Origin of the sequence: Nocardia sp. NPDC057353 (assembly GCF_042667085.1) — a bacterium.
In the GTDB taxonomy this organism is placed as follows: Bacteria; Actinomycetota; Actinomycetes; order Mycobacteriales; family Mycobacteriaceae; genus Nocardia.
Map to the genome: position 1 here is coordinate 16654 of NZ_JBHVAK010000059.1, position 25180 is coordinate 41833.

Here is a 25180-nt window from a genome sequence, read left to right on the forward strand (position 1 = left end):
GCCGAAGGAAGGTCGACCAGATGAGCACGCTGCACAAGTTCAAGGCGTACTTCGGCATGGTTCCACTCGACGAGTACGAGGACGACTATGTCGACGACCGGGCCCCGCACGGCATCGACGACCGCGGCCCCCGGCGCTCCCGCGCGCGCGAATTCGACCGGGAGTACGGCGCTTACAGCCGCTACGGCTCCCCTTCCGACGGTTACGGCGACGAGCACTACGCCGCCGAGTCCGAGTACCCCGAGCCCGCGTACAAGTCCCCGTACCAGGGCGGCTACCCGCCGCTGCCGCGGCGCGAGGAGTACGCCGACGAGGGGTACTCCGACGACCGGTACGAGCCGCCGCCGCGCAGGCCGACCCGGATCGACTCGGCGGGCGCGGCGCGGTTCAGGGCGGGCGGCGGCGCGCCGATGATGCGGGGGGCGACCCGCGGCGCGCTCGCCGTCGATCCCGAGGCCGAGGAGCGCAGGCTCGAGGAGCGCATGCGCGCCGAGCCGGTCGCCACCAGGCGGCCGGGGATCTTCGAGGACGGAGGTCCCTTGTCCAAGATCACCACGCTGCGGCCGCGCGACTACAGCGAGGCGCGCATCATCGGGGAGCGCTTCCGCGAGGGCAACCCGGTGATCATGGACCTGGTCGACCTGAGCAACGCCGACGCCAAGCGGCTGGTCGACTTCGCGGCCGGGCTGGCCTTCGCGCTGCGTGGCTCGTTCGACAAGGTGGCCACCAAGGTGTTCCTGCTCTCACCGGCGGACGTGGACGTCTCGGCGGAGGAGCGTCGCCGGATCGCGGAAACCGGCTTCTACAACCAGAAGTAACGGGGTTGCCACCCGGCAGCGCGCCGGTCCGGCCGAGCCGGACCGGCGCGGTCGTTTTGCGCGTCGCCGATTTTCGGGCAGAGTGATGTCGTGGTGGTCTTCGCGGTGCTCTACTTCGTCCTGTTCATCTTCTGGTTGCTGCTGATCAGCCGGGTGATCGTGGAGTTCATCCGCAGCTTCGCCCGGGACTGGCGCCCGACCGGCTTCGTGGTGGTGATCCTGGAGGCGATCTTCACCATCACGGATCCACCGGTGAAACTCCTGAGGCGCGTGATACCCCCGGTGTCGCTGGGGGGAATTCGCCTCGATCTGTCGATTATGGTCCTGCTATTCATCGTGTTCATCCTGATGTCGATCGTGGGCAGGCTCGGGCAGCCCGTAGCTCCCGTGTGACAGAATGGGCCGGGAACGAGATGTCAGATCTGCCAGATCTCCAAAAGACGCGTGAAGGGATCCTTCGATGCCGCTGACTCCAGCCGATGTGCACAACGTCGCGTTCAGCAAACCGCCGATCGGGAAGCGCGGCTACAACGAGGACGAGGTCGACGCGTTCCTGGATCTGGTGGAGCAGGAGCTGTCGCGGCTGATCGAGGAGAACGCCGATCTGCGGCAGCGGGTCGCGGAGCTCGACGCCGAGCTGACGGATGCCAAGAAGAACCGCGGCCCCGGCCCCGGCGTGGTGAAACCGCCGGTCCAGCAGGCGCCGCCGCCAGAACCGATCAAACAACCGGTCCCACCCGCCCCGCAGCCGCCGATGCCCGCGGTACCGGCTGCGGACGGCCAGGGCGTCGACGCGAACCTGCAGGCGGCCAAGGTGCTGAGCCTGGCCCAGGAGATGGCCGACCGGCTCACCAGCGACGCCAAGAGCGAGGCGGAGAACCTGCTCTCCAACGCCAGGGCTAACTCCGAGCGACTCGTCGCCGACGCCCGCAACCGCTCCGACTCGATGATCGCGGACGCGCGGCAGAAGTCCGACTCCATGCTCTCCGACGCGCAGACCCGTTCGGACAGCCAGCTCCGCCAGGCCAAGGAGAAGGCGGACGCGCTGCAGGCCGACGCCGAGCGCAAGCACACCGAGATCATGGCCACCATCACCCAGCAGCGCAGCGTGCTGGAGAGCCGGATCGAGCAGCTCAAGACCTTCGAGCGGGAGTACCGGGTGCGGCTGAAGTCCTACCTGGAGTCACAGCTGGAGGAGCTGGAGAACCGCGGCTCCGCGGTCCCGGTGGACGACGGCGGCTTCGATACCGGCGCCAACAGCCTCGCGCCCGCCTCCTTCGCCAAGGGCGGCAAGTAGACTTGTAGCAGGGTCCGTTCGGCGGTTGCCGACCGGTAGCGCGTCCTGTCGAGTCTCCACTGGGGGTCACCGTGCTGGTATTGACACTGGTGCTCGCCGCGATCGGCTTCGCCCTGCTCGTGACGGCCCTGACCACCGGTTCGGTGCTCTGGGCCTGGGGCTGCATCGTGGTGTGCGTGCTCGGCGCGGTGCTGTTGCTGGCCAGCGCGCTCTCCGGCGGGCGGGCGGAGGAGGGCGATCGCGAGCCCGCTCCGAAAAGAGTTGACCGCCGCCGATAGACTGGAACCACCTGGCGTCGATCCGGCCATCACCGGGGAGCCTTCGGAAGAACGGCGCGCCCGCCGCGCTCAGTAGAACCGAACGGGAGAGCCCGTCACAGCTCGCAACGAGAGGTCCGGCCGCGGCCGGGCAAGCGGGGTGGTACCGCGGTCTCGGCGCACCGGCGCCGGCATCGTCCCCGTGCCAACCACACCGCGCCGATCGGCGCGGCGGCACGGAGGAGACCGGACACCGCCATGGCGGACGACACTTCCCGCAGCGCCTACCCGCGCGTCGACCTCGCCGCGGGCGCGGGCTCGGCGTTCCCCGAGCTGGAGCGCCGCGTGCTCGACGCGTGGGCCGCCGACGACACCTTCCGGGCGAGCATCGAAAACCGTTCCGGGGCAGCGGAGTTCGTCTTCTACGACGGCCCGCCGTTTGCCAATGGGCTGCCGCATTACGGCCATTTGCTCACCGGATACGTGAAAGATCTCGTTCCCCGTTTCCGGACGATGCGCGGAAACCGCGTCGACCGGCGCTTCGGATGGGACTGCCACGGGCTGCCCGCGGAAATCGAAGCGGAAAAGCAGCTCGGTATCACGGACAAATCACAGATCGACGCGATGGGGCTCGCCGAATTCAATGCGGCGTGCAAGTCCTCGGTGCTGCGCTATACCGGGGAATGGCGGGACTACGTCACCCGCCAGGCCCGCTGGGTCGACTTCGACAACGACTACAAGACGCTCGATCTCGACTTCATGGAGTCGGTCATGTGGGCGTTCAAGACCCTCTACGACAAGGGGCTGATCTACCAGGGCTTCCGGGTGCTGCCCTACAGCTGGTACGAGCAGACGCCGCTGTCGAACCAGGAGACCCGGCTCGACGACGCCTACAAGATGCGCCAGGACCCGGCGGTCACCGTCGACATGGTGCTGCGGGTGCCGGACGACCACCCGCTGCGCGAGCTGGACGGCGCCGCCGCGGTCATCTGGACCACCACGCCGTGGACGCTGCCCTCCAACCTGGCGATCGCGGTGCACCCCGACCTCACCTACGTGCACCTGCGCGGCGCCGACGGCAAGCGCTACCTGCTGGCCGCCGAGCGGGTTTCGCACTACGCCCGCGAGCTGGGCGAGGAGCCGGAGGTGCTCTCCGAGCACGTCGGCGCCGCGCTGGTCGACCTCGCCTACACCCCGGCCTTCGACTTCTTCGCGGGCCACCCGAACGCACACCGCGTGCTCGCCGCGGACTACGTGACCACCGACTCCGGCACCGGCGTCGTGCATCTCGCGCCCGCCTTCGGCGAGGAGGACATGGAGGTCTGCGTCGCCAACGGCATCGAGCTGGTGCAGCCGCTGGACCAGGGCGGCAAGTTCACCTCGATGGTGCCGCCGTACGAGGGGCTGATGGTCTTCGACGCCAACCCGGTGATCATCAAGGACCTCAGGGCGGCCGGGAAGCTGCTGCGGCACGAGACCATCGAGCACTCCTACCCGCACAGCTGGCGCTCCGGGCAGCCGCTCATCTACATGGCGGTGCCGTCCTGGTTCGTCGCGGTGACCAAGTTCCGGGACCGGATGGTCGAGCTGAACAAGCAGATCACCTGGGTGCCGGAGCACATCAGGGACGGCCAGTTCGGCAAGTGGCTGGAGGGCGCGCGGGACTGGAACATCAGCCGGAACCGCTACTGGGGCAGCCCGATCCCGGTCTGGGTCTCGGACGACCCGGCCTACCCCCGGCTCGACGTGTACGGCTCGCTGGACGACCTGGAGCGCGACTTCGGCGTGCGCCCGGACGACCTGCACCGGCCCATGATCGACGACCTCACCCGGCCCAACCCGGACGACCCGACCGGGAAATCCACCATGCGCCGGGTGCCCGAGGTGCTCGACTGCTGGTTCGAGTCCGGTTCCATGCCGTACGCCCAGGTGCACTACCCGTTCGAGAACAAGGAGTGGTTCGACGGCCACTTCCCCGGCGACTTCATCGTCGAGTACAACGGGCAGACCCGCGGCTGGTTCTACACGCTGCACGTGCTCGCCACCGCGCTCTTCGACAGCCCGGCCTTCAAGACGGTCGCGGCGCACGGGATCGTGCTCGGCGACGACGGGCTCAAGATGAGCAAGTCGAAGGGCAACTACCCGGACGTCAAGGAGGTGTTCGACCGGGACGGCTCGGACGCCATGCGCTGGTTCCTGATGAGCTCGCCGATCCTGCGCGGCGGCAACCTCATCGTCACCGAGCGCGGGATCCGCGAAGGCGTCTCGCACGCGCTCCGGCCGCTCTGGAACGCCTGGACCTTCCTGCAGCTCTACGCCACCGAGCCGGGCACATGGCGCACCGACTCGCCGCACGTCCTCGACCGGTACATCCTGGCCAAGCTGGCGGCGACCCGCGACGCCGTCACCGCGGCGCTGGAGGTGTACGACATCGCGGGCGCCTGCGACGAGCTGCGCACCTTCGCCGACGCGCTCACCAACTGGTACGTGCGCCGCAGCCGGAGCCGGTTCTGGGGCGAGGACCGGGACGCCGTCGACACCCTGCACACCGTGCTGGAGGTGGTCACCAGGCTGGCCGCGCCGCTGCTCCCGCTGATCACCGAGGTGATCTGGCGCGGGCTCACCGGCGGGCGCTCGGTGCACCTCGCCGACTGGCCCGCCGAGGGCGAGCTGCCGCACGACGCCGAGCTGGTCGCCACCATGGACGAGGTGCGGACGGTCTGCTCCACCGTGCTGGGTCTGCGCAAGGCGAAGAAGCTGCGGGTGCGGCTGCCGCTCTCCGAGGTGACCATCGCGGCGGCCGACGCCGAGCGGCTGCGCGACTACGCCGACGTGATCGCCGACGAGGTGAACGTCAAGAAGGTCACGCTGACCACCGACGTCGACGCGCACGGGCGCTTCGAGCTGACCGTGAACGCGCGGGTGGCCGGGCCGCGGCTGGGCAAGCAGGTGCAGACGGTGATCAAGGCGGTCAAGGCGGGGGACTGGGCCGAGGACGCGGACGGCGTGGTGCGCGCCGCCGACGTCGCGCTGCTGCCGGAGGAGTACAGCCGTCGGCTGGTCGCCGCCTCGCCGGAGTCGACGGCGGCGCTGCCCGGGAACGCCGGGCTCGTCGTGCTCGACGACAGGGTCACCGAGGAGCTCGAGGCCGAGGGGTGGGCCCGTGACCTCATCCGCGACCTGCAGGAGACGCGGAAGTCGCTCGGTCTTGAGGTAGCGGATCGGATCAGCGTCGTGCTCGACGTGCCTGCCGAGCAGCGGCCGTGGGCCGAGCGGCACGCAGGGTTGATCGGGGGCGAGATCCTCGCCACCTCGCTCGACTTCGGCCCGGCGGGTGATGATGCGCCCGTCGTCTGCGGCGGGGTCAGGGTGGCTGTCGCCAAGGTGTGAAGTAAGGGGTTTTCCCGGGGGGCTGACGTCCCCCGGACCCCGCGATCCGGTGGGGCGGAAACCGCAGGTTTTCGCCCCACCGCACAACGGAGTCGAGCCGCCGCTCGCGGCGATGCGACAGTCCCCCGGAGGGATCAGTCCTGCGGCACGCAGAGGTCGCGGAGCAACGCTCCGTACTCGGGATGCGCCAGCGCGGAGGCGAACTGCGCGACCAGATAGTCCGCCGGATTCCCGGTGTCGTACCAGCGCCCCTGAATCACCTGCCCGAACACCGGATTCGCCGCCGCGAACGTATTGATGGCATCCGTCAGATAGATCTCACCGGTCCGATGCCGGTACCAATCCTGCGTCTGCGACCGCAGCTCCTCGACGATCCCCGGCGTCACCACGTACCCGCCGATCGCGGCGAACGCGGACGGCGCATCCGCGGACTTCGGCTTCTCCCGCAGCCCGGTGATCCGCAGCAGCCCGGCCCCCCGATCCTCCGCCACCACCGGAACCCCGTACCGCTGCGAATCCGCCGGGTCCATCGGCAGCAGCGCCAGCACCGGCGCCCCCGTGCTCTCGTAGGCATCGATGAGCTGCTGCGCCCGCGGCACCTCGGCGACGAAGACGTCGTCCGGCCAGAGCACCAGCATGGGCTCGTCCCCGGCGTGCCGCGCGGCATTGAGCACCGGCGTCCCGTTGCCGTACGGCCCGTGCTGGTCCAGGTAGGTGATGTGCCCGCGCCGGGAGAGCTCCCCGACCTCCTCGACGGCGTCGGCGAAGGCGGTCTTCCCGTCCGAGCGCAGCTGGGCCACGAGCGCGGGGTTGGGGCGGAAGTGGTCCTGGATCAGCGACTTCCCGCCGCTGACCACGATGGTGATGTCGGTGATGCCCGAGGCGACCAGCTCGCGCACGGTGTGCTCGATGACCGGCTTGTCCCCGACCGGAAGCATCTCCTTGGGGATCGCCTTGGTCAGCGGCAGCAGCCGGGAGCCGATTCCGGCGGCCGGTATCACGGCCTTGCGGATCTTCATGCGCCGATCATCACACAGCGATCCCCGGTCGACGCGGAGCCCCCGATCCGGGCGGGGATTCGGACCCCGCCCCCGCTTACCGGCCCGGCGACACCGCTCGCTGTCGGTGGTCGGGCGTAGATTCCGGGGCGTGAGAGCCGCCCTCCGCCCCGTCCCGGTGCCCGCGGCGCCGCGCGGCCTGCGCCTGGGCGCGGCGTGCCGGTGACGGCCGGGCAGCCGGTCCGGCGCTGGGTGCTGCACATCGATATGGACGCCTTCTTCGCCTCGGTCGAGCAGCTCACCCGGCCGACGCTGCGCGGGCGCCCGGTGCTGGTCGGCGGCGTCGGGCAGCGCGGGGTGGTGGCGGGCGCCAGCTACGAGTCCAGGGTGTTCGGCGCGCGCTCGGCCATGCCGATGCACCAGGCCCGCAGGCTGGTCGGGGGCGCGGCGGTGGTGCTCCCGCCGCGCGGCGCGGTGTACGGCGCGCTGAGCGGGCAGGTCTTCGACGCGCTGCGCACGCGCATTCCGGTGCTGGAGACGCTCTCCTTCGACGAGGCGTTCGGCGAGCCCGCCGAGCTGGCGGGGGCGACCGCGGCCGGGGTGGCGGAGTTCTGCGCGGAGCTGCGCGCGCTGGTGCGCACGCGCACCGGGTTGGTCGCCTCGGTGGGCGCGGGGACAGGCAAGCAGCTGGCCAAGATCGCCTCCGGGCTGGCCAAGCCGGACGGCGTCCGGGTGATCGACCCCGCCGAGCAGGGTGCGCTGCTGGCCGCGCTGCCGGTGCGCAAGCTGTGGGGGATCGGGCCGGTGGCGGAGGGCAGGCTGCGCTCGGCCGGGATCGAGACCGTCGGTGCCTTCGCGGCGCTGCCCGAGCAGGAGGCGGCCACGCTGCTCGGCGGTGCCGTCGGCAGCGCGCTGCACCGGCTGGCCCGCGGCATCGACGACCGCCCGGTCGCCGAGCGCGCCGAGGCCAAGCAGATCAGCGCCGAGACCACCTACGAGCACGACCTGGTCACCATGGCCCAGCTGCGCCCGGCCATCGACGCCATGGCCGCCGCCGCGTACAAGCGGCTGACCAGGGACGGCAGGGCCGCGCGGACCGTCGTGCTGAAGCTGCGGAAGGCGGACATGGCCATCGTGACCAGGTCGCTCACGCTGCCCTACGCCACCACCGACGCCGCCACCCTGGCCACCGCGGCGCAGCGCTCGGCCATCGACCCGATGGAGCTGGGGCCGGTGCGGCTGGTCGGGGTCGGGTACGCCGGGCTCTCCACGGTCAGGCAGGAGTCGCTCTTCCCGGAGCTGGACCGGGACGTCCCGGCCAAGGCCGAGCCGGACGCCGAGCCCGGCTACTTCCCGGGTGGCGCTGTGCCGCAACCACTTCCGGTCGCCGCCAGGGGCCAGGCGGCGAACGCCGCGCTGCCGCACTGGTACCCGGGGCTGGACGTGGCGCACCCGGAGCACGGACACGGCTGGGTGCAGGGGGCGGGGCACGGGCGGGTGACGGTGCGGTTCGAGACCCGCTCGACAGGTCCGGGCCCGGCGCGTACGTTCGCTGCCGACGACCCGAGGCTGTCCCGAGCCGATCCGCTCGGCAGCCTCCGCTGACGGTAGCCTGGGTGGCTCGTGCAGCGAACCTCCTCGATATGTGAAGGACGAGCAGTTGAAGCTTCGTAAGACCGGACGAATCGCGATCGCGGGCTTTGCCGCCGTCGCGGCGCTTGGCCTGACGGCCTGCGGTGGCGACGACACCGAGAGCAAGCCGGCCACCACGACCAGCAGCAGCGCCGCGGCGAGCACCTCCGCGTCGTCGGATGCCGCGCTGCCCCCGGTCCCGACCGTCGACGAGCTGAACAGCAAGCTCGGCACCGCGCTCGACCCGGCCATCCCGAGCTCGGAGAAGCTGGAGCTGGTGCAGGGCATCGAGGCCGATCCGGAGCTGCCGAACCGGCTCGCCGAGGCCGCCAAGGCGGCCGGGGTCGCGGTCACCGTGACCGACGTGACCTCGTTCGGTGAGAGCGTGAACGCCAAGGCCAACTTCGTGCTCAATGGCCAGACCAACGTGGTCGACGTGCCGTTCGTCGCCGAGGACGGCGTCTGGAAGGTCCAGAAGCAGTGGGCCTGCCTGATGCTGACCAACCTGGGCCAGCAGTCGGTCGCCTGCACCGCCTGATCGCCCCCGCCGATCGGCTCGGCCGGTCACCCCGTTTCCCCGGGGTGACCGGCCGTTCGGTATTCCGGGGGGCGCGACCCCGGGGCCGGGGTGGAGGATCGCGCGTGGCACGATCGAGCCCCGTGGCCGAAACGATGGTGCGGGCCGGGCGCGGGCCCTCCGTGAACGACCCGGACCCGGTGCGAGCTCCCGGCGGTGCCCGCCGGTGGGCCGCCCCGGTCGCCCTGATCGCCGGCTTGTTCGGCATGCTCTGCGCTATTGCGGTCCCGCTGCTGCCGGTGCGGGTGGACGCCACCACGCTGGAGTGGCCGCAGGGCGGTACCCCCGCTTCGGTGGAGGCGCCGCTGGTCGCCTACGCCCCGCTGACCTTCGACGCCACCATTCCGTGCGCCGCCGTCGAGCAGCTGCCCGGCGGCGGGGTGCTCGCCGCCACCGCGCCCGCCGGCGCCCCCGACCTCGAGCGCTACGGCTTCATCGCCCAGGTGCGCCCGGGTACACCGGCGCCCGACGCCGACGGCTCCGGCGCTCCTGTGCCCGGCGCGGATGGTTCCGACGGCGCTGTGCCCGGCGCGGATGGTTCCGGCGCGGCTGCGGGGCAGGCAGGGGAGCAGGCCCCGGCTCGGCTGGATGTCGTGCTGCGCAACCAGGCGCTGCTGAGCACCCCGGTCACCGACCTGCCGCCGGGCTGCACCCTGACCCTCCGTGCGGACGGTGACGGCGCCACCTTCGCCGGCGCGGGCGGCGCCCCGGTGACCCTGGCGGGCGACTACCGCCCGCAGGTGGTCGGGCTCTTCAGCGACCTGCCCGACCCGGCGGGCGCGACCATGCGCGCCGAGGTCGACTCCCGCTTCTCCTCCACGCCGAGCACGCTGAAACTGCTCGCCATCTGGGGCGCCGCGCTGAGCACGGTGCTCGCGCTCGCCGCGCTGTACGTCCTCGACCGCCGCGACGGCCTGCGCCCGCGCCGGGTGCTGCCCGCCCGCTGGTGGCGGTGCACCCCGCTGGACGGCTTCGTCGCCGCGGTCCTGGTGCTCTGGTACTTCATCGGCTCCACCACCTCCGACGACGGCTACCAGTTCGGCATGGCCCGCACCTCGGGCACCGCGGGCTACATGGCCAACTACTTCCGCTGGTTCGGGGTGCCGGAGAACCCGGTCGGCACGCCCTACTACGACCTGATCCGGGTCATGGCCGAGATCAGCACCGCGAGCCCGTTCGTCCGGCTGCCGACGCTCGCCGCCGGGCTGCTGATCTGGCTGCTGATCAGCCGCGAGGTCGTCCCGCGGTTCGGCACCGCGGTCCGGCACCACCGGGTCGCGCGCTGGACCGGCGCGCTCGCCTTCCTCGCCGTCTGGCTGCCCTACGACAACGGCCTGCGCCCGGAGCCCGTCGTCGCGCTCGCCATCGTGCTCACCTGGTGCTCGATGGAGCGCGCCATCGCCACCGGGCGGCTGCTGCCCGCGGCGGTCGCGGTGCTGGTCGCGGCCTTCGCCTGCACGGCGGGGCCGTCCGGGGTGCTGTGTATCGCCGCGCTGCTGGCCGGGCTGCGCCCGCTGGCGCACATCGTCCGGCGCCGGGCCGCGGGGTCGGGGTCGTTCCGCTCCGGGCTGTCCCTGGCCGCGCCGATCGGCGCTGCGGGCACGCTGGTGCTCGCCGTCGCCTTCGCGGACCAGCCGCTGAGCGCCCTGTTCGAGATGCAGCGGGTGCACGCCATCGCGGGCCCGGACGTCAAGTGGTTCCAGGAGTACCTGCGCTACCAGTACCTGCTGCAGCCCGAGGTGGACGGCTCGTTCGCCCGCCGCGCCGGGATCTTCCTGCTCGTCGCCGGGCTGCTCACCTGCGTGCTGGTGCTGCTGCGCAAGGGCGGCCGGATCCCGACCACGGCCGCGGGGCCGACCCGCCGTGCGCTCGGCACCGCCGTCGGCGCGCTGCTGCTGTTGATGACAACGCCCACCAAGTGGACGCACCACCTGGGCGTCTTCGCCGGGGTCGCGGGCATGGTCGCGGTGCTCGCCGCGGTCGCGGTGGCGCCCGCGGTCATGAAGGCGCCGCGCAACCGGGCGCTCTTCGCCGCGGTGCTCGCCTTCCTGCTCGCGCTGGCCTGCACCGGCGACAACGGCTGGTGGTACGTCTCCTCGTACGGCATCCCGTGGTGGGACAAGCCGGTGTCGCTGGCCGGGATCCAGCTCAGCACGGTCTTCCTGGCGCTCGCCGTCGGGCTGCTCGCGGTGGCCGCCTGGTGGCAGGTGCGCGCGCCGGAGCCGGGGACGCCGCACCGCATCTCCGGGTTCGCGCGGCGGGTCTCGGCGGCGCCGGTGCTCGCCATGGCGCTGGCGTTCGCGGTGCTGCTGCAGGTCGCCTCCTTCGGCAAGGCGGCGATCAGCCGGTATCCGGCGTTCACGCTGGCGAGCTCGAACATCTCCGCGGTGCTCGGCGAGCCGTGCGGGCTGGCGGACCAGGTGCTGGTGGAGACCGACCCGACCGGGTCGGTGCTGCCACCGCTCACCGGCGACGCCGCGGCCGCGCTGGCCGGGACCGGGACCGGCTTCGTGCCCGGCGGGGTCGCCGCCGACCTGCGCCCGGACGACGAGGGCAGCGCATCGGGGAGCATCGCGGACGCGCTGACCGGCGCCACCGACTCCGACACCGCCGAGGGCACCCGCACCGCCGCGCTGCCCTTCGGGCTGGACCCGGCGCTGGTGCCGATGCTCGGCAGCTACGGCTCCGGGGACGCGGGGCCCGCCGAGCTGACCACCGGCTGGTACCGGCTGCCCGCGGAGCGGGACGGGATCGTCGCCATCGGGGCGGCGGGGCGGATCCGCTCGGTGGACAGCGACGGGGTGGTGACGCCGGGGCAGTCGGTGGCGCTGGAGTACGGGACCGCCGACGGGGTGCCCGGCGGGCGGGTGCTGCCGATCGATATCGGGCCCGCGCCGTCCTGGCGCAATCTGCGGGTGCCGCTCGCGGACATCCCGGCCGAGGCGGAGGTGGTGCGGATCGTGGCCGCCGACCGGGACCGCAACCCGGCGCAGTGGGTCGCGCTGACGCCGCCGCGGGTGCCGCGGACCTCCACGCTGAACGAGGTGGTCGGCTCGGCGGCGCCGGTGCTGCTCGACTGGATGGTGGGGTTGCAGTTCCCCTGCCAGCGGCCGTTCGATCACCGGCACGGGATCGCGGAGGTGCCGGAGTACCGGGTGCTGCCGGATCGGCCGGGGGCCGAGATCACCAGTCTGTGGCAGAACCACGACGGGGGTGGGCCGCTCGGGTGGACCACGTTGCTGCTGCGGGCCGAGACGCTGCCGACCTACCTCGCCCACGATTGGCGGCGCGATTGGGGCGAGTTGCAGCGGTTCACCCGGATCGATCCGAGCGCGGTTCCGGCGCGGGCGCAGGTGGTGCAGGAGTCCCGTTCCGGTCTGTGGACCCCGGGGCCGATTCTTACCGGTTACTGATCGCGCGCCGGTATGTCGCCTGCTTCGCGCTCGACTGATTTGCGCGATGAGCGAGGGGCGGCGCTGCTCGCGGGTTCCGCGGGGGTGAGCGGGCTCGCGGATTCGACGGGGGCGGGCAGGCCCTCGGGGTCTCCGGAGGGGGCGTTCGAGGGACTCGCGGGCTCGGCGGTGCGGCGGTTCCGGCGGGCGCGGAGCAGGGCATGGGTGCTGAAGAGCAGGAGGGCGCACCAGATGAGGGCGAAGCCCGCCCAGCGGGAGGGCGGCATGGGCTCGTGCATGACGGCGACGCCCCAGGCCATCTGCAGCGCGGGGGTGAGGTACTGGAGCAGCCCCATGGTGGAGAGCGGGACCCGCTGCGCGGCGGTGGCGAAGAGCAGCAGCGGGATCAGGGTGACCGGCCCGGTGGCGATGAGCAGGGCGGTGTGCCCGATCCCGTCCCCGAACGAACTCTCCCCGCGCACCGCGAGCACGATCAGGAAGGCCAGCGCGATCGGCGCACCGACGATCCCCTCGGCCGCGACGCTGCGCAGCGCGTCCAGCCGGATCACCTTCTTGACCAGCCCGTAGGTGGCGAACGAGCAGGCGAGGACCAGCGCGATCCAGGGCGGTCGCCCGTAGTCGACGGTCAGGACCAGCACCGCGACCGCCCCGAGCCCGAGCGCCACCCACTGCGCCGCCGCCAGCCGCTCGCGGAAGATCAGCACCCCGAACGCCACGGTCACCAGCGGGTTCACGAAGTAGCCGAGCGCGCACTGCACCACGTTCCCGGAGAGCACCCCGAAGACGTAGACCCCCCAGTTCACCGAGATGGCCAGCGACGCCGCCGCCGCCAGCCGCCAGGTGCGGGCATCGATCCCGCGCAGCTGCCGCAGCCGCCCGGTGACCGCGAGCACGCCGAGCACGACGACCAGCGTCCAGACGATCCGCTCGGCCAGCACCTCGACCGCCCCGGCGAAGGCCAGCAACCCGAAGAAGGCGGGGAAGAGCCCCCACAGCAGGTACGCCGAAGCACCGAACGCGACCCCGGGCACCGACCTCTTCCGCCACACCCGAACCACGGTAGTTCGCCGCGCCGCCTCGTTGCGGGCCGGACGCGATACCCCCGTAGCCTTGCGGCATGTCTCTTTCCGTGCGAGCGGATGCCGCGACCGGGCTGACCGCGGCCGAGGTCGAGCAACGCCGCAGCGACGGCCGCACCAACGACGTCCCGGCCCGCGCCTCCCGCTCGGTCCGGGAGATCGTGCGCGCCAATGTCTTCACCCGCATCAACGCCATCCTCGGCGTGCTCTTCGTGCTCGTGCTGGCCGCCGGTTCGCCGATCGACGGCATGTTCGGGCTGCTCATCGTGGCCAACAGCGCGATCGGCATCATCCAGGAGGTGCGCGCCAAGCGCACCCTGGACGAGCTCGCCATCGTCGGCCAGGCCCGGCCGCGGGTGCGCCGCGACGGCACCGCGGCCGAGGTGCCGCCCGGCGAGGTGGTGCAGGACGACCTGATCGAGCTCGGCCCCGGCGACCAGATCGTGGTGGACGGCGAGGTGGTCGAGGCCGAGCTGCTCGAGGTGGACGAATCGCTGCTCACCGGCGAGGCCGACCCGATCGACAAGAAGCTCGGCGCCGAGGTGCTCTCCGGCAGCTTCGTGGTCTCCGGCTCCGGCGCCTACCGGGCCACCAAGGTCGGGCGCGCGGCCTACGCCGCGCGGCTGGCCGAGGAGGCGAGCAAGTTCACGCTCGTCCACTCCGAGCTGCGCAGCGGCATCGACAAGATCCTGCGCTTCATCACCTTCCTGCTGGTCCCGGCCGGGCTGCTGAGCATCTACAACCAGCTCTTCTCCAGCGGCCAGGGCTGGCAGGACGCGGTCACCGGCATGGTCGCCGCGCTGGTGCCGATGGTGCCGGAGGGGCTGGTGCTGATGACCTCGATCGCCTTCGCGGTCGGCGTCGTCCGGCTGGGCAGGCGCAAGTGCCTGGTCCAGGAGCTGCCCGCGATCGAGGGGCTGGCCAGGGTGGACGTGGTCTGCGCGGACAAGACCGGCACGCTCACCGAGAACGGCATGCGGCTCGCCGACGTCGAGAGCCTGGCGGGCGACGGCGCCCCCGCCCGCACCGCGCTGGCCGCGCTCGCCGCCGACGACCCGCGCCCGAACGCCAGCGTGCAGGCGCTCGCCGAGGCGCTGCCGGAGCACCCGGGGTGGCGCTCCACCGCGGTCGCGCCGTTCTCCTCCGCCACCAAGTGGAGCGGCCACTCCTACGGCGAGCACGGCAACTGGCTGCTCGGCGCCCCCGACGTGCTGCTCGACCCGCAGTCGGCGGCGGCCCGCAGGGCCGAGGAGCTCGGCGCCGCCGGGCTGCGGGTGCTGCTGCTCGCGCGCAGCGACCGCGCGGTGGACGCGCCGGACGCCCCCGGCGAGGTCAGCCCGGAGGCGCTGGTGGTGCTGGAGCAGAAGGTGCGCCCGGACGCCCGCGAGACGCTCGACTACTTCGCGAAGCAGGACGTCGCGATCAAGGTGATCTCCGGTGACAACGCCGTCTCGGTCGGCGCCGTCGCCACCTCCCTGGAGCTGCCGGGCGGCGAGCACGCCGTCGACGCCAGGAAGCTGCCGGACGGCCGCGACGACCTCGCCGACGTGCTGGAGCGCGAGACCACCTTCGGCCGGGTGCGGCCGGACCAGAAGCGCGCCATGGTCGGCGCGCTGCAGTCGCGCGGGCACACCGTCGCCATGACCGGCGACGGCGTGAACGACGTGCTGGCGCTGAAGGACGCCGACATCGGCGTCGCCATGGGGTCGGGCAGCCCGGCCACCCGCGCGGTGGCGCAGATCGTGCTGCTGGACAACAGGTTCGCGACGCTGCCGTACGTGGTGGGCGAGGGCCGCCGGGTGATCGGCAATATCGAGCGGGTCTCCAACCTGTTCCTCACCAAGACCGTCTACTCGGTGCTGCTCGCCTTCCTGGTCGGGCTGGCCGGGGTCGGCTCGCAGATCTTCGGCTACGACCCGATCGGCTACCCGTTCCTGCCGCGGCACGTCACGATCGCGGCCTGGTTCACCATCGGCATCCCGGCCTTCGTGCTCTCGCTGGCGCCGAACAACGAGCGCGCCCGCACCGGCTTCGTCGCCAGGGTGATGAAGCTGGCCATCCCGTCCGGGGTGGTCATCGGCGTCGCCACCTTCGTCTCGTACCTGATCGCCTACGCCGGGCCGGAGGCGGGCGAGCAGCAGAAGATCCAGGCGGGCACCACCGCGCTGATCACGCTCATCATCATCGCGGTGTGGGTGCTCGCCATCGTGGCGCGGCCCTACGTGTGGTGGAAGGTGGTGCTGATCGGCGCCTCGGTGCTGGCCTACGTGCTGCTCTTCTCGCTGCCGTTCACCCGCGAGTTCTTCCTGCTCGACCCCTCGAACCCGCGGCTCACCGCTGCGGCCTTCGGCTGCGGCGCGGTCGGCGTCGTGCTGGTCGAGATCGCGCAGTGGTTCGGCCGCAGGAGCGCCGCGGAGTAGACCCGACCCGCCACCAGAAACCTTGCGGCAAGCGGGCATTCGACCCCGGTGTACCTTCTGGAGCCATGGAGGTACTGCTGCACCAGATCGACGCGTTCGCGGACGCACCGTTCACCGGGAACCCGGCCGCGGTCATGCCGCTGACCGCGTGGTTGCCCGACGGGCTGCTGCACCGGCTGGCCGAGGAGAACAACCTCTCCGAGACCGCCTTCCTCACCGCGGCGCTGCCCGCCGCCGCCGGGGCGCCGCCCGCCGACCGGCCCGCCTTCCACCTGCGCTGGTTCACCCCGGCGGCCGAGGTCGCGCTCTGCGGGCACGCCACGCTGGCCGCCGCCGCGCAGGTGCTGGAGGACCTGCACCCCGGGCTCGACGCGGTCTCCTTCTGGACCCGCAGCGGGTGGCTGCACGTCGACCGCACCGACGACGACGAGTACGTGCTCGACCTGCCCGCGCAGGAATCGCGCGCGGTGCCGGTCGATCCGGCGCTCGCGGCGGCGCTGCGGGCCGCGCCGGTGGCGGCGTTCTCCGGAGCGGACGAGGTGCTGGTCTTCGATAGCGAGGCCGAGATCCGGGCACTGCGGCCGGATTTCGGGGCGTTCCCGGCGGTGCCGCGCGGGGTGGTGGCGACGGCTCCCGGTGCGGAGGTGGAGTTCGTCTCGCGGATGTTCGCGCCCGGGATCGGCGTGCCGGAGGACCCGGTGACCGGGTCGGCGCACGCGCAGCTCGCGCCGATCTGGGCGGAGCGGTTGCGGCGCACGGTGTTCCGGGCGCGGCAGCTGTCCCGGCGCGGCGGGGCGCTGCGGGTCGAGCTGGCGGGGGAGCGGGTGCTGGTGGCCGGGCGGTGCAGGCGGTACCTGGACGGAGTGGTCGTGCTGCCGGACGAGTACGTCGCGGCGGTGCAGGGCGACGGGTCGGGCTGACGTTCAGCGCGGCGGGACCGGGCCGTCGTCCGGTTCCGGGCGGACGGTGCCCTCGGTGCCGGGCAGCAGCGGGGTGACGGCGAAGCGGTCGGCGACGGTGTCGGCGGGCAGCGCCTCGACGGCGCGGATGCCGGTGCGCGCGGCCAGCTCGCGCAGCTCGGCGGGGGCGGCGCGGACCACGAGCCCGGCGGTGCAGGCGCAGCCCGCGCGCAGCCGGAGCACGGCCACCTCGTGCACCTGTGCGGCGCGCTGCTCCAGCGGCTGCCGGTCGAGCCGGTCGCGCAGGATGTCGGCGGCGGCCGCGGCGGCGCCGGTGACCGCGCTCGCGGAGTCCGGCACCGGGATCGCGACGATCGGCGTCTGCACCCGCTCCAGCGGGACGTGCTGTAGCACCCTTGCCACCCTGACCTCCCCCGCGAGCGCGGGGACCCGCTCCGCCTGCACGTGGTCGGTGAACGAGACCAGAGCCCAGCGCGGCGCGTCGTCGGAGCGGTCCAGGGTGGCGCGGGCGCGGGTCAGGTACTCGGAAACCTCCTCGCCCTGCTCCGGCCCGACCCGGTCGGTGGAGACCCCGGTGGAGCGCGGCGGCGTCTGCGCGCCGATCCCGATCCCGGCCAGTACGAGCAGCCCGATCGCCCCGATGATGAGCCCACGGCGCAGCCGCGGGTCCAGCGGCTCCACGTCCGCGGGCTCCGCCCGGCCGTGGTCCGCGGGCTCCGCGGGGCCGGGGTGCATGGGCTCCGCGGGGCCGTGGTCCGCGGGCTCTGCCGGGGCGGATGCCCGGTGCCCGGCGCCCGCGAGGTCGGGATCGGCGGCGCGGCCGGAGTCCGGCCCGACCCCGCCCCCGTCGACCTCAGGCATCCCGGAGGACGTCGAGCGCGTTCCGGAGATCGTCCGGGTACTCGCTGGTGATCTCCAGCCACCGCCCGTCCGCCGGGTGGTTGAACCCGAGCGCGCGGGCGTGCAGCCACTGCCGCTGCAACCCGAGCCGCTCGGCGAGCCGCGGGTCGGCGCCGTAGGTCAGGTCACCGCAGCAGGGGTGCCTGATGGCGGAGAAGTGCACCCGGATCTGGTGCGTCCGCCCGGTCTCCAGGTGGATGTCGAGCAGGCTCGCCGCCTGGAACGCCTCCACCGTGTCGTAGTGCGTCACGCTGGGCCGCCCGTCCGCGGTCACCGCGAACTTCCAGTCGTTGCCCCTGGCCCGGCCGATCGGCGCGTCGATGGTGCCGCTGGAGGGGTCCGGGTGCCCCTGCACCAGCGCGTGGTATCGCTTGTCCACCGTCCGCTGCTTGAAGGCCCGCTTGAGCACGGTGTAGGCGTGCTCGGACTGCGCCACCACCATCACCCCCGAGGTGCCGACGTCGAGCCGGTGCACGATGCCCTGCCGCTCGTGCGCGCCCGAGGTGGAGATCCGGTACCCGGCGGCGGCCAGCCCGCCGACCACGGTCGGCCCGCTCCAGCCGACGCCGGTGTGCGCGGCGACGCCGACCGGCTTGTCCACCGCGACGATGTCGTCGTCGGCGTAGAGGATCCGCATCCCCTCCACCGGCTCGGCGTCCACGGTGAGCTCCCGGCGCGGCTCGGGGAACTCGACCTCCAGCCAGGCGCCCGCGACGAGCCGGTCCGACTTGCCCGCCGCGACCCCGTCCAGCTGCACCGCGCCCTCGGCGGTGAGCGCCGCCACCGCGGTGCGCGAGAGGCCGAGCAGCCGGGAGAGCCCGGCGTCCACCCGCATGCCGTCCAGCCCGTCCGGGACCGGCATGGTCCTGGTCTCCCTCATGCGGGCTCCTCACCCGCGGTGCGCGCGGCTTCCTTGCCGGTACTCCTGGTCCCGTCCGGCTCGAAACCGAAGAGGGTCAGCGCGACCAGCAGGATCGCGCCGCACACGATGGCCGAGTCGGCGACGTTGAACACCGGGAACCAGCCCACCGCCATGAAGTCGACGACGTGCCCCTGCAGCGGGCCGGGGGAGCGGAAGAGCCGGTCGGTGAGGTTGCCGAGCGCGCCGCCGAGCACCATGCCGAGCCCGATCGCCCACCACGGCGAGCGCAGCGTCCTGCCGATCCGGATCACCGCGACGACGACGCCCATGGCCACCAGGGTGAGCAGCCAGGTCATCCCGGTGGCCATGGAGAAGGCGGCGCCCGGGTTGCGCACCAGGGAGAACCGGATGTCGTCGCCGATCAGGTACACCGGGTCGCCCGGGGTCAGCTGCGTCACCGCGATGGTCTTGGTGAGCAGGTCGAGGGCGTACAGCACGGCGGCGAGGCCGAGCAGCAGCGGCAGCCGCTTCCGCCTGAGGGCGGCGGTTGCGGGCTCCGCGGCCGCGGATTCGGCGCTCGCGGACGTCGCGCGGGTGGTGCGCTCGGTCTCGCTGCCCGGGGTGTCGTCGCCCGCGGGTTCGGTGCTCGCGGCGGCTTCGGGTGCGGCGGTCGCGGGTGCTGCGGTGGCAGCGGGTGCTGCGGTGGCATCGGCGCCCTGCTCGGCGGCGCTCGGCCGGGAGCCGGGCTCGCTCGCGGGGCGCGCACTGCCTGCGGCTGGCTCGTTGTCGGCGGCACGGTCGTCGGTCACGTCGACCATCATCGCTCGAGCGGGCACGGCGATTCGCCCCGGATGTCCCAGGCTGCGCTCAGGAACCGGTCGTACCCTGTTGCACGTGACGGTGTTGTCTTCTCCCCTGACGCCCCGGGCGGCCCGCTCGGGGGTGTTTCTGATGGTGCTCGCGGTCGGGCTCTCCGCGCTCGGCATCGGGTGCGGCGACGCCGCGGAGCCGGGCAGCGACCTGGAGGCCACCGAGCCGCTCGGTTACGGCAAGGAGGTGACGGTGCCGATCTCGGCCGCCGTCACCACGCTGGTGTACCCGGGCGAGGAGCCGCGGGCCGCGCTGCGCCCGCACTACGCCGTCGGCACCGTGCAGCAGGTCACGCTGCGCACCGACCACAACATCGAGCAGATCATCAACGACCAGCAGCCGCGCGACTTCTCCAATCCGGAGATCACCATCCCGATGACCGCCGAGGCCGACACCGACGGCGTCGACCTGGTGCTCGGCAATGTCACCACCGACGACCCGGTGTTGGCCAAGGCGCTCACCGACGCGGGCGGCTCGCACGCGGGCTTCGAGATGAGCGAGCTCGGCGCGATCACCGCGCTCCGCCTCGCACCGTCCCCCGACACCTCGAACACCGCGCGTGCCGCCCTGGAGCAGGCGTTCTACCAGGCGGTGTACCGCTCGGTGGCGTTCCCGGACGAGCCGGTCGGCGTCGGCGCCATGTGGACCGTCCGGCAGGAGGTGACCGGCGGCGTGCTGCTGGACCAGGTCACCACCGCCACGCTCACCGAGCGCACCGGCGACCGCCTCACCCTGCAGCTCGACGTCTCGCAGACGCCGAAGTCGGCGGTCTGGTCGCTGCCGAACGACGCCGGGACGCTGCAGATCGAGGACTACCAGATGACCGGGTCCGGCACGATCACCGTCGACCTCGGGCTGCCGCTGCCGGTGGCGGGCTCGATCACCGTCGGCGGGCACCAGGCCTACCGGGACGCGCGCAGCGACAGCGTGCTGCAGCAGACGATCAACACGCAGGTCTCGTGGGCCGAGTGAGGCGTGGCGGCACCGGCCTGCCTGCCCGCGTGCCCGTGCCGCTCTCGCGCGGGTACCGGAACCGGTCGGCCCGGCCTTCGGGCAGCCGGCTTCCGGTCGCGGCAGTACTCGCGGCGCTGGTACTGGCGGGCTGCGCGGACGACGGTGAACCGGCACCCGCGGCACCGGAGCCCGGCGCCGGACTGCCGTCCTTCGGCGCCCCCGCCACCGCGGCGCCGGTCACCGGCACCGGCCCGGCCGGGTCGGCGGAGCTGCTGAACCGGCTGCTCTCCGGCACCGACCTGCCCGGCAGCTTCACCCCGCTGCCGCCGCGCGCCACCGGCGGCGCCGCGGGCACCGACGCGACCGACCCGGCGGGCTGCGTCGCCGTGCTGACGCCGATCGCCCGGCAGGTGCCCGGCGCCCGCGCGGACGCCGCCGTGCAGTACGCGGGCCCGGACTTCTCCAGTATCGATATCGACGCCGCCGCCTACCCCGCCGACGGCGTCGCCCCCGCGCTGGCCGCGGTGCAGCGCACCCTGCGCGAGTGCGTGCGGTACACCGACGTCCCGCCGCCGGACGCCGCGGGCGACCCGCCGATCACCTACGAGGTCGCCCCCTTCGACCAGCCTGCCGCCGGTGACAGCAGCACCGCCTACCAGGTGCTGGTCCGCAGCGACGACCTCACCCTGCACTCCGCGGTCGCGCTGGTGCAGGTCGGCGACGCCCTCGCCCAGATCGCGGTGACCGCTCCCGAGTCGGTCCAGCCGGAAGTCCTGACCGCGCTCACCACCCAGCAGGTCCGCCGCCTCCGCGGCATCGCCGGACCGTAGGCCGGGCCTGCCCGCTGCCGGGCGGTTCAGCCCGCGACGATCGAACCGCCTTCGACGCGGACGGCCTTCGCGGCCAGCGGCTTGCTCGCCGGCCCCTTCAGCACCGCGCCGTCCAGCGCGAACCTACTTCCGTGGCACACGCAGTCGATGCCGCCGTCCTGCACCTTGGTGACCTTGCACCCGGCGTGCGTGCAGGTCGCGGAGAGCCCGACGTAGGTGCCCGCGGTGGGCTGGGTGACGACGGTGTCCCCGACGATCACCCCGCCGCCGACCGGCACGTCCGCCGCCTTCGCCAGCGCCTGGGCCGGAGCGCCGGGCTCGGCGCCGCCCGGCGTGGGGTCGGCGGGCGCAGCGGGGTCGGCACCGTACGTGCTGCACCCGGCGACCGCGACGGCCGCCGCGGCGACACCGGCACCGAGCACGACATCGCGCCTGCTCAGGGCGGAAGAGGTGGTCATGGGGGACTCCGTTCGGGTTGTACGCATCACAGGACGAGACCGTTCTTCGAGAAGAACCACAGCGCGGAGGTGAACCAGACACCGACCAGCCCGGCGAACAGCAGCCCGCCCGCGACCGGAACCGCCCACCCGGGCAGCCCCTTCCTGGTCAGCAGCAGCATCTTGGCGACGAAGGCGCCGTAGAAGAAGCAGCCGAACAGCGAGTGCGCCAGCACCCGCGGCTCCCCGGTCTGGAACCCGAGCGCGTACAGGCAGTGCACCGCGACCGGGGTCGCGGCGAGTACCGCGAGCCGCCCGGACCAGGCGTGCGCGGCTCCGAACCAGCCGGGTGCGGTGAACCCGGGAACCCGGCCGTACATGGCGGCGGCCGAGCCCAGCTGGAAGACCCCGAGTACCACCGCCAGGGTGGCCAGCCAGGACTTCACCGAGGTCGGGCTGGAGAACCCGGCGACGTTCACCGAGAAGAACCGCGGATCGTGCACGGCGCCGTACACCCCGAGCACGACCGCAGCGGCGGCCCCGATCAGCACGGCGCCGACGATCGCCACCGCGGGGGCGGCGGTGCGCTGCTCAGCCGACACTGTCGCCACCCCCGATCCGGGTCGCGGTGCCGGGCAGCGGCCCGGCCGGGGCGGTCGCGCCGTCGGGGCCGCGGCGCACCCCGGTCACCCCGCCGGAGCCGTCGACGATCCAGCTCTGCCGCACCCCGTTCTCGGTGGCGGCGTAGAGCCCGGCCGCCCCGGAGACCACCGGCGCGGTGAACTCCCAGCTCGCGTCGCCGATCCAGAGCGTGCCGCGCACGGCGCCGCCGCCCGCCCGCCCCTCCAGCCGGGCGCCGTTCCTGCCCTCCAGCCGGGCGACGTCATCGATCACCCGGCCCTGCAGCCAGGTCTCGACGGTCGCGCCGTCGCAGGCGTACGCGGTGACCGCGCCGTCCTCGACGGTGATCGCGAGGGTGAGCGGCGGGCCCGCCGCCCTGGTGATCGTCCCGACGTAATCGGCCTTCGCCGGGAACGGCGCCGCCGCAGGCGCCTGGCTCGCCGCCCCACCGGGCGGAGCCACCCCACCGGGCGGAGCCACCTCAGCCGCAGGCGGAGTCGCCCCAGCCGGTGGCGGAGTCACGCTGGCCGGAGGCGGAGTCGCCGCGGGCGACGCGGCCGCGGCTGCGGGCGTCGGCGCCGCCACCTCTTCCTTGGACATATTGACGCCGAGCAGGGCTAGGCCCAGCACGGCGGCCGCTGCGAGACTCAGCAGCGGGCCACGACGTGTCATCGTTCGCTCCTCGATCGGGTACCGAACGCGGCGGCGCCTGTGGGCCGGGCACCGGTTCCGCGTTTCGCCCCGACTACGCAGCGGCGGCCCCCGCCGGTTCATCGGAATCCGAAATCGGTTCCCAGTCCGGCGTGTCGTCGGCGTGTCCCGGACAGCGCGAGACCCGGCCACCCCTCATCGGTGGCCGGGTCCCGCGCGCGGAGCAGCGAAACGATCAGTCGCCCTTGGCCTCCGCGATGGCGGTGAAGACCGTCGGGTCGACCAGGGTGCTGGTGTCGCCCAGCTCCCTGCCCTCGGCGACGTCGCGCAGCAGCCTGCGCATGATCTTGCCGCTGCGGGTCTTGGGCAGCTCGGGGACCACGTGGATCTCGCGCGGCCGGGCGATCGGGCTGATCTCCCGCGAGACCTCCGCCTTGAGCTCGTCGACCAACGCGTCGCCGGTATTCTCGGTGGTGGCGGTGAGGATGACGAAGGCGACGATGCCCTGCCCGGTGGTCTCGTCGCTCGCCCCGACCACGGCCGCTTCGGCTACTCCGGAGTGCCCGACCAGCGCCGATTCCACCTCCGCGGTGGAGATCCGGTGCCCGGAGACGTTCATGACGTCGTCCACCCGGCCGAGCACCCAGAGGTCCCCGTCGGTGTCCAGCCGCGCGCCGTCGCCCGCGAAGTACCAGCCCCGCTCGGCGAACCTGGCCCAGTAGGTGTCCCGGAAGCGCTGGTCGTCGCCCCAGATGCCGCGCAGCATGGACGGCCACGGCTGGTCGAGCACCAGGTAGCCGTTGGCCTCGGTCTCGCCGCGCACGACCGGGTTGCCCTCCTCGTCGACCACGAGCGCCGAGATGCCGGGCAGCGGGGTCATGGCCGCGCCCGGCTTGGCGGCGGTGACGCCGGGCAGCGGGGAGATCATGATGGCGCCGGTCTCGGTCTGCCACCAGGTGTCGACGATCGGGGTCCTGCCGTGCCCGATCACCTCCCGGTACCAGCGCCACGCCTCCGGGTTGATCGGCTCGCCGACGCTGCCGAGCACGCGCAGCGAGCTCAGGTCGTGCGCGTCCGGGATCTGCCTGCCCCACTTCATGAAGGTGCGGATCAGGGTGGGCGCGGTGTAGTAGATGCTGACGCCGTAGCGGTCGATGATGTCGAAGTGCCGGTGCTCGTCCGGCGAGTTCGGGGTGCCCTCGTACACCACCTGGGTCGCGCCGTTGGCGAGCGGCCCGTACACGATGTAGGTGTGTCCGGTGACCCAGCCGATATCGGCGGTGCACCAGTAGACGTCGCTCTCCGGCTTGTGGTCGAAGACGTGGTGGTGGGTGTAGGCGGCCTGGGTGAGGTAGCCGCCGCTGGTGTGCAGGATGCCCTTGGGTTTTCCGGTGGTGCCGGAGGTGTAGAGGATGAAGAGCGGGTGCTCGCTGTCGAAGGACTCCGGGGTGTGCTCGGCCGCGGCCTGCCCGACGGTCTCGTGCCACCACTGGTCGCGGCCCGCCTGCATCGGGGTGTCCTGGCCGGTGCGCCGCACCACCAGGACGTGCTCGACGGTGTGGCCGGGAGCCGAGAGCGCCTCGTCCACCGCCGGTTTCAGCCCGGCGGGGGTGCCGCGGCGGAACTGGCCGTCGGTGGTCACCACCACCCTGGCCGCGGCGTCGTCGACCCGCTGGCGCAGCGCCGCCGGGGAGAAGCCCGCGAAGACCACCGAGTGCGTGAGCCCGAGCCTGGCGCAGGCCAGCATGGTGACGATCGCCTCGGGGATCATCGGCATGTAGACGGCGACCCGGTCCCCGGGGACCAGGCCGAGCGCGGTCAGGTGGTTGGCCGCGCGGGAGACCTCGGCGAGCAGGTCGGCGTAGGTGAGGTCGCGGGTGTCGCCGGGCTCGCCGACGAAGTGCAGCGCGACCTTGTCGCCCCTGCCCTCGTGCACGTGCCGGTCCACGCAGTTGTACGCCACGTTCAGCCTGCCGCCGGTGAACCACCGGGCGAAGGGGGCGTCCGACCAGTCGAGGACGTCGGTCCACCTCCGGTCCCAGTGCAGCCGGTCCGCCTGCTCGGCCCAGAACGCGAGCCGGTCCGCCGCGGCGCGTTCGGCCAGCTCGGGGCCTGCGTTCGCGGCGGCGGCGAACTCCGCCGTCGGCGCGTAGGTGGTGGGCAGCTCGGGTGCGCTGGTCACGGGGGGTGTTCCTTTCTCACGCCGCAAGCGGCTTCGTCGGTGGGAAGATGCCGAACACGCGCCGCGCGAATC

Annotated in this window: 21 protein-coding genes; 12 read left to right on the forward strand and 9 right to left on the reverse strand. The window is 73.0% G+C overall.

All coding sequences use genetic code 11. The annotated features are described in order from the left end of the window. Positions 1-20 precede the first annotated feature (20 nt). From ACFUUZ_RS25535 to ileS, 5 genes are all read left to right on the forward strand, one after another. Positions 21-818, forward strand: coding sequence for a cell division protein SepF (locus ACFUUZ_RS25535; protein ID WP_378700387.1), 798 nt, complete (start codon positions 21-23; stop codon positions 816-818). A gap of 90 nt (positions 819-908) precedes the next feature. Then, the gene (locus tag ACFUUZ_RS25540; protein ID WP_378700389.1) at positions 909-1211 is read left to right on the forward strand and encodes a YggT family protein; all 303 of its coding nucleotides are present in this window, start codon (positions 909-911) and stop codon (positions 1209-1211) included. A 67-nt stretch (positions 1212-1278) separates the two neighbouring features. Continuing rightward, on the forward strand, positions 1279-2115 hold the full coding sequence (locus tag ACFUUZ_RS25545; RefSeq protein WP_378700391.1) for a DivIVA domain-containing protein: 837 nt from the start codon (positions 1279-1281) through the stop codon (positions 2113-2115). Between the two features lie 71 nt (positions 2116-2186). Then, a complete protein-coding gene (locus ACFUUZ_RS25550) occupies positions 2187-2393 on the forward strand; it encodes a hypothetical protein (protein WP_378700393.1) in 207 nt (68 codons plus the stop codon). 237 nt (positions 2394-2630) lie between these two features. After that, positions 2631-5762: an isoleucine--tRNA ligase gene (ileS, locus tag ACFUUZ_RS25555; protein ID WP_378700396.1), complete on the forward strand. Its 3132-nt coding sequence runs from the start codon at positions 2631-2633 to the stop codon at positions 5760-5762. Between the two features lie 134 nt (positions 5763-5896). Here the strand turns inward: ileS and ACFUUZ_RS25560 are convergent, their stop codons facing one another. Beyond that, a complete protein-coding gene (locus ACFUUZ_RS25560) occupies positions 5897-6781 on the reverse strand; it encodes a UTP--glucose-1-phosphate uridylyltransferase (RefSeq protein WP_378700398.1) in 885 nt (294 codons plus the stop codon). A gap of 246 nt (positions 6782-7027) precedes the next feature. Here ACFUUZ_RS25560 and ACFUUZ_RS25565 point away from each other — a divergent pair, with 246 nt between their 5' ends. The 3 genes from ACFUUZ_RS25565 (at position 7028) to ACFUUZ_RS25575 (ending at position 12382) form a co-directional block, all read left to right on the forward strand. Beyond that, positions 7028-8365 (forward strand): DNA polymerase IV, encoded by a 1338-nt coding sequence (locus tag ACFUUZ_RS25565; RefSeq protein WP_378700435.1) that lies wholly within the window; start codon positions 7028-7030, stop codon positions 8363-8365. Positions 8366-8420: 55 nt separating this feature from the next. Then, complete coding sequence (locus ACFUUZ_RS25570; RefSeq protein WP_378700400.1) at positions 8421-8930, forward strand: hypothetical protein; 510 nt, start codon at positions 8421-8423, stop codon at positions 8928-8930. Positions 8931-9052: 122 nt separating this feature from the next. Then, positions 9053-12382 carry an arabinosyltransferase domain-containing protein gene (locus tag ACFUUZ_RS25575; RefSeq protein ID WP_378700402.1) on the forward strand — a complete coding sequence of 1110 codons (3330 nt, stop codon included), beginning with the start codon at positions 9053-9055 and terminating at the stop codon, positions 12380-12382. Here ACFUUZ_RS25575 and rarD read toward each other — a convergent pair. Then, complete coding sequence (gene rarD, locus ACFUUZ_RS25580; RefSeq protein WP_378700404.1) at positions 12376-13431, reverse strand: EamA family transporter RarD; 1056 nt, start codon at positions 13429-13431, stop codon at positions 12376-12378. The two genes, ACFUUZ_RS25575 and rarD, sit on opposite strands and share 7 nt — an antisense overlap. 68 nt (positions 13432-13499) lie before the next feature. Here rarD and ACFUUZ_RS25585 point away from each other — a divergent pair, with 68 nt between their 5' ends. Both ACFUUZ_RS25585 and ACFUUZ_RS25590 read left to right on the forward strand, forming a co-directional pair. Next, positions 13500-15881 carry an HAD-IC family P-type ATPase gene (locus tag ACFUUZ_RS25585; RefSeq protein WP_378700406.1) on the forward strand — a complete coding sequence of 794 codons (2382 nt, stop codon included), beginning with the start codon at positions 13500-13502 and terminating at the stop codon, positions 15879-15881. A 65-nt stretch (positions 15882-15946) separates the two neighbouring features. Next, a complete protein-coding gene (locus tag ACFUUZ_RS25590) occupies positions 15947-16801 on the forward strand; it encodes a PhzF family phenazine biosynthesis protein (RefSeq protein WP_378700408.1) in 855 nt (284 codons plus the stop codon). Positions 16802-16804: 3 nt separating this feature from the next. Here the strand turns inward: ACFUUZ_RS25590 and ACFUUZ_RS25595 are convergent, their stop codons facing one another. Genes ACFUUZ_RS25595 through lspA form a run of 3 tightly spaced genes read right to left on the reverse strand, consistent with a single transcriptional unit; the run spans position 16805 to position 19372 of the window. Then, entirely contained in the window at positions 16805-17662 is an 858-nt protein-coding gene (locus tag ACFUUZ_RS25595) for a hypothetical protein (protein ID WP_378700410.1), read from the reverse strand. After that, on the reverse strand, positions 17655-18581 hold the full coding sequence (locus tag ACFUUZ_RS25600) for an RluA family pseudouridine synthase (protein WP_378700411.1): 927 nt from the start codon (positions 18579-18581) through the stop codon (positions 17655-17657). Before ACFUUZ_RS25600 ends, ACFUUZ_RS25595 begins: the two co-directional genes overlap by 8 nt. Next, positions 18578-19372 (reverse strand): signal peptidase II, encoded by a 795-nt coding sequence (lspA, locus tag ACFUUZ_RS25605; protein ID WP_378700413.1) that lies wholly within the window; start codon positions 19370-19372, stop codon positions 18578-18580. Before lspA ends, ACFUUZ_RS25600 begins: the two co-directional genes overlap by 4 nt. A 142-nt stretch (positions 19373-19514) precedes the next feature. On the opposite strand from lspA, the gene ACFUUZ_RS25610 reads away from it, so the two are divergent. Together ACFUUZ_RS25610 and ACFUUZ_RS25615 are read left to right on the forward strand one after the other, a co-directional pair. Next, positions 19515-20405 (forward strand): hypothetical protein, encoded by an 891-nt coding sequence (locus tag ACFUUZ_RS25610; RefSeq protein WP_378700415.1) that lies wholly within the window; start codon positions 19515-19517, stop codon positions 20403-20405. Positions 20406-20434: 29 nt separating this feature from the next. Further along, positions 20435-21217, forward strand: a complete 783-nt coding sequence (locus ACFUUZ_RS25615; RefSeq protein WP_378700417.1) for a hypothetical protein — start codon at positions 20435-20437, stop codon at positions 21215-21217. 26 nt (positions 21218-21243) lie between these two features. Here the strand turns inward: ACFUUZ_RS25615 and ACFUUZ_RS25620 are convergent, their stop codons facing one another. The 4 genes from ACFUUZ_RS25620 to acs form a co-directional block, all read right to left on the reverse strand. Further along, the gene (locus tag ACFUUZ_RS25620; RefSeq protein WP_378700419.1) at positions 21244-21675 is read right to left on the reverse strand and encodes a ubiquinol-cytochrome c reductase iron-sulfur subunit; all 432 of its coding nucleotides are present in this window, start codon (positions 21673-21675) and stop codon (positions 21244-21246) included. A 26-nt stretch (positions 21676-21701) separates the two neighbouring features. Beyond that, positions 21702-22256: a DUF6529 family protein gene (locus ACFUUZ_RS25625; RefSeq protein WP_378700421.1), complete on the reverse strand. Its 555-nt coding sequence runs from the start codon at positions 22254-22256 to the stop codon at positions 21702-21704. Next, positions 22246-22737 (reverse strand): hypothetical protein, encoded by a 492-nt coding sequence (locus ACFUUZ_RS25630; RefSeq protein WP_378700423.1) that lies wholly within the window; start codon positions 22735-22737, stop codon positions 22246-22248. Before ACFUUZ_RS25630 ends, ACFUUZ_RS25625 begins: the two co-directional genes overlap by 11 nt. 424 nt (positions 22738-23161) lie before the next feature. Further along, positions 23162-25108: an acetate--CoA ligase gene (gene acs / locus ACFUUZ_RS25635; RefSeq protein ID WP_378700425.1), complete on the reverse strand. Its 1947-nt coding sequence runs from the start codon at positions 25106-25108 to the stop codon at positions 23162-23164. Positions 25109-25180: the final 72 nt, after the last annotated feature.

What these genes read in the sequence shown, in the direction of transcription:
- ACFUUZ_RS25535 (WP_378700387.1), top strand. Translation starts at nt 21, where the DNA reads ATGAGCACGCTGCACAAGTTCAAGGCGTACTTCGGCATGGTTCCACTC.
- ACFUUZ_RS25545 (WP_378700391.1), top strand. Translation starts at nt 1,279, where the DNA reads ATGCCGCTGACTCCAGCCGATGTGCACAACGTCGCGTTCAGCAAACCG.
- ileS (WP_378700396.1), top strand. Translation starts at nt 2,631, where the DNA reads ATGGCGGACGACACTTCCCGCAGCGCCTACCCGCGCGTCGACCTCGCC.
- ACFUUZ_RS25560 (WP_378700398.1), bottom strand. Translation starts at nt 6,781, where the DNA reads ATGAAGATCCGCAAGGCCGTGATACCGGCCGCCGGAATCGGCTCCCGG.
- ACFUUZ_RS25565 (WP_378700435.1), top strand. Translation starts at nt 7,028, where the DNA reads ATGGACGCCTTCTTCGCCTCGGTCGAGCAGCTCACCCGGCCGACGCTG.
- ACFUUZ_RS25585 (WP_378700406.1), top strand. Translation starts at nt 13,500, where the DNA reads ATGTCTCTTTCCGTGCGAGCGGATGCCGCGACCGGGCTGACCGCGGCC.
- ACFUUZ_RS25590 (WP_378700408.1), top strand. Translation starts at nt 15,947, where the DNA reads ATGGAGGTACTGCTGCACCAGATCGACGCGTTCGCGGACGCACCGTTC.
- ACFUUZ_RS25595 (WP_378700410.1), bottom strand. Translation starts at nt 17,662, where the DNA reads ATGCCTGAGGTCGACGGGGGCGGGGTCGGGCCGGACTCCGGCCGCGCC.
- ACFUUZ_RS25600 (WP_378700411.1), bottom strand. Translation starts at nt 18,581, where the DNA reads ATGAGGGAGACCAGGACCATGCCGGTCCCGGACGGGCTGGACGGCATG.
- ACFUUZ_RS25610 (WP_378700415.1), top strand. Translation starts at nt 19,515, where the DNA reads ATGGTGCTCGCGGTCGGGCTCTCCGCGCTCGGCATCGGGTGCGGCGAC.
- ACFUUZ_RS25620 (WP_378700419.1), bottom strand. Translation starts at nt 21,675, where the DNA reads ATGACCACCTCTTCCGCCCTGAGCAGGCGCGATGTCGTGCTCGGTGCC.